The sequence below is a fragment of the Frankia sp. AgKG'84/4 genome (assembly GCF_023242965.2).
Taxonomy (GTDB): Bacteria; Actinomycetota; Actinomycetes; order Frankiales; family Frankiaceae; genus Frankia.
Genome location: NZ_JALKFU020000484.1, coordinates 1 through 4,165 on the forward strand (window position 1 = coordinate 1; position 4,165 = coordinate 4,165).

1 protein-coding gene and 1 pseudogene are annotated in these 4,165 nt (G+C 73.8%); both read right to left on the reverse strand.

What is annotated here, in order from left to right:
- On the reverse strand, positions 1 to 3,656 hold a 3,656-nt coding region (locus MXD58_RS21740), incomplete at its 3' end, for an alpha-(1->3)-arabinofuranosyltransferase (protein WP_308302018.1).
- Positions 3,657 to 3,799: 143 nt separating this feature from the next.
- Positions 3,800 to 4,165 (reverse strand): annotated as a pseudogene (locus MXD58_RS21745) (hypothetical protein); the annotation flags it as partial.

The following is a 4,165-nucleotide window of genomic DNA, read 5'->3' on the forward strand; positions in this document are numbered from 1 at the left end:
GGCGCGTCCTGCCGGCGGCGCAGGGACTCCGGCAGCGGCGGAATGCGCGGATAGCCGTCCTCGTCCTTGCCGCGGCGCAGCCGCAGCCGGTCCGGCGCCGCCGCGAGCCCTATCAGCACGAGGATCAGGAGCAGACCGATGACCAGGTTGCGGCGGTACTCGTGGCCGGGCAGGTTCTCGATGACGATCGTCCCGGCCGCGCCGGCCGGCACGATGTAGCCCTGCTGCCAGCCGTCGAAGCGGATCGGCGTCAGCGCCTTCCCGCCGAGCTTCGCCGTCCAGGTGGAACTCGCGTTCTCGCGGACGGCGAGGAACGCCCGGGCGCCCGCGGCGATGTCGATGGTGCGCCGCTCGGCGCCCCACTGCGTCACCGTGGTCCGCCGCGGCGCGGACGCGGCGGGCTGGCGGCCGGTGCCGACGAAGGCCAGGGATTCGATCACGGCCGAGGTCATTCCCTGGTCGACCTGGACCAGGTGCTGGCCGGCGGGCAGCGTCAGCGTGCTGCCATCGGTGCACAGGGACACCTGCAGCGGCCGGATCGACGTGACGTCGCTGTGGCGCCCGGTGACGCGCAGAGGGTAGCGCTGACCGTCGACGACGAGTGCCGGGCCCCGATCGCAGTCGACGATCAGCGGAGTGTCGTCACCGGCCGGGGTGCCCCGACCCGGCGGCAGGATGCTCGCCGTGCCGCCGATGGTGAGCGTCATCGGCCGGGGCAGGTCGAACCGCCGCGACATCGCCAGTTCCTCGGAACCGCCGAACGGCTGCGCCGGGTCGACCCCCTCCCGCGCCATCGAGTAGGCGATCAGGCCACCGTCCGGGTCGGCGAACTGCTTGCTCACATCATCGGGCAGCTGCGCGTAACGATGGAAGGTGACGCCGGGAACGGTGATCTCCCGGATGCCCACGCCCAGGGAGTTGTCGACCCGTGGCTGGACGCGCTCGAAGGTGATCCGGTACGTGCGGCTGGGCCCCGGCGGGACGGCGAGGCGCTGCGTGTCCTCCACCGGTGACACGGCGGTGACGACGCTGCCCGCCTCGGTGGTGACCCGCAGCGCCCGGACCGCCGGGCGCCACACCCCCTCCGAGAGCAGCCGGACGTCGAGGTAGGGGACGGTCATCTCCTTGCCGACGTCGAGCTGGATCCACTGCCCGACCGGCGAGGTGCCCTTCTTGCGCTGCGCCGTCCAGGCGGTGCTGGGGTAGCCGTCGACCGCGGCCTGCGGGGCGACGTCCGGCGCGGCGAACAGCGAGTAGCCATAGGAGGACGCGGTCACGGCCATCCCGCCGGTGTAGCCGGCGACGGTCTGGTGGCCGGCTACGTCGCTCTCGGCCCACTGGTCGGGCGCGCCCTGCCGGCCGACCTCGTTGCCGGTCGGCCCGAGCAGATAGGACGCCGCGTCGTGGACGATGCCGTACGTGCTGTTGCGCCGGGTGAGGGTGTCGGTGTCGACCCAGGCGGTCGTCGGGCCGATCACCTGGTCCGGCGCGACCTTGATGGCGGCGGGGCTGGGTGACGGTGGCGTCGTGTTCGCCGGTGCCCCGAGGTCGCTGGCGAGCACCACCGGCCGGTCCGGACCGAGCAGTCCCTGGGCGGCAAGCTGCGTCGTCGCCTCGGGGCCACCGGAGACGACGACCGCGCCGTCCGCCGGATAGGCCCGCACGAGGCTCGCCCCGTGCGGCACCGTCCACACCTCCAGCGCCGGCACCTTGTCCTTCGGGTTGCGCAGCGACGGGACGAGCCGTTCCTTGGCCGAGGTCCGCGACGGCACCTGCGGCCCGAACGTCGCCGCCCTGGTCAGCCCGGAGGAGTCCAGCGCCCGGTACAGCTCGTCGGTGGACGGCGGGACGTCCCAGTCCTTCTGTTCAAGGTCATTGCGCAGCAGGATCTGACCGATGCCGGCGCGGGCGAGCGCCGACGCGAGGCCGGCCGCCGACCCGGTGGCCATCTCGTGTTCGATGCCGTCCATCAGTCGGGTCACACCGGTGCCACCGAGCGGGATCAGGCTGCGGACCCCCCACGGGGTCTTCGCGAGCCACTGCAGCGGCTCGTCCAGCGGACGTCCCCACGAGTACTCGGCGAACGGCGAGGCGGGCAGGACCAGTGTCCGACCGCCCTGCGGATTCCGGGCGAGCCAGTCCGCCGCCTGCGACCAGTAGTCCGGCACCTGGGTGAACGAGCGGGGCTGCAGCGCGCGCCCGGCCAGCGCGGGAGTGATGCCGCAGACGAGCGCGACCGCGGTGATCACCGCGGTCACCGGCGCCACGCCGGACCGCGGGCGCAGCCACCGGCCCACCCGCGACCAGGCGCCGCCGGTCCGACGGAACCGGCCGGGCAGCACGGCGAGCGCGTGCGCCGCTCCCAGCGCGATCGGCAGGCGCACCACCGGCTGGAACTTGGAGACGTTACGTAGGAACCCGAGTTGGGCACCCAGGAGATCCCGCACGTCGCCGGCGAACGGGCTGCCCAGGTGGCCGGGATAGGCCGCGGACACCGACACCGTGCCGATGGTGAGGGTCACCAGCAGGAACCGCCGCGCCGGCAGGTCGGCCCGGGCCAGCCCCCACAGACCGATCGCGACGACCGCGGCGGACCCGATGATCGGTACCGGTCGGGAGATGTACTCGGTCGCCGCGGGCAGCCAGGCCCGCGGTAGTTGCAGGTAGGCCAGCCAGTCAGTGGTCCCGCGCAGCGCCTCCGCGACGTTCGTGGTCGCCGTCGTGGTCCTCGCGGTCTCGGTGTACGGCAGGAAGTTCAGCCCGTAGCGCCCCTGCACCAGCAGCGCCAGCAGCCACCAGGCGGTGCTCAGCACGACCGCGACCACCCACCAGGCCCGCAGCGCCCAGGCCCGCCGCGTGCCACCGGCGAACAGCAGCACCACTCCCGGGACGATCAGCACGCACAGCGTGACGGTGGCGTTGATGCCACCGGTGCCGAGGATGGCCAGCCCGGACAGGGCGGCCGCCCGGCGTGGGGAGAGCCGACGGGCCGGATCGGCGGCGGGATCGCCGGCCGGGTCGCCGGGGGACCTGGCCGCCGTGCCGGTGTCGGCACCGAGAGCGCCGTCGGGACGCAGGGCCAGGATGAGCGGGAGAGCGATCCACGGGAGCATCGCGGCGCCGGCGAGCGCCACCGAGCTGGCCCCCACCTTGCCCAGGTACATCGGCGACAGCGTGTAGACGAGCCCGGCCGCGACGCGGCTGGCGGGCACGCCGATGCGCATCGCGTCCGCGAGCCGCACGATCCCCCAGGCGGACACCGTGAGTATCAGCGTCATCCACAGCCGCTGGGTGATCCAGGGCGACACGCCGAGCACGTTGCCCAGGCCGAAGAACGGGCCCATCGGGAACAGATAGCCGACGTACTGGTTCGGCAGGTAGCCGAACTCGTCCAGCGGGTTCCACAGGTGCAGCGCCCGCCCCATGAAGCCCCATGGGTCCAGCGGCACGTCGAGTTTCGTGTCCGCGGTCAGCTTGCCCGGCGCCTGCAGCAGGTACAGGACGGCGAAGCCGAGGGCCATCCCGAGCAGCGGCCAACGCGGGGTGCGCCGCGCCCACCGCGCACCGTCGGTGGCGGCTGACGCCGAGGCCGGGGATCGGGAAGCACGGGGGCCGGTCGCCGTCGCGGCGGGTCCGCTGACGGAGGAAGGGATCACTTGCTCCAAGGTGTGTAACGGGAGGGTTGCTTGACCCTACCCAGCGCACCGGCTTCTGGCGCCATCGCCCTGTCTGGGCCGGATTCGGCCGTTACCGCCACCGCCCAGGCGGTTCCCGCCGCTGGCGTAGGGCGGACTGGGGACTAGGAGGAGGAGTGGGAGTGGCCGTCCGGCCCCATGCCCGCACGCAGGACGGGTGGGGCGGCGCCAGCGGCCAGGAACCGTCCCAGCGCGGCCGCGAGCACAGGGTCAAGGGCCTGGTCCCGACCTGACGCCGCGAGGCGCCGCCCGGCGTCCTCCGCCTGTCCGGCCGGACGGGGGACGCTCACCGATACATCGGCCAGATCGGTCACCCTGGCGACCGGAACCGGCGTCTCGTCGCGACGAGGTACCCGTGGCGGCGACAGCGGCCCGCGCGGCGAGGCCGGCAGGGGGATGCGGGGCGACGGGGCGACCGTCCGGGGCGCGCGCGGGGCGGGATCGGCGGGCGTCGCGGGCACGGCTTCGAC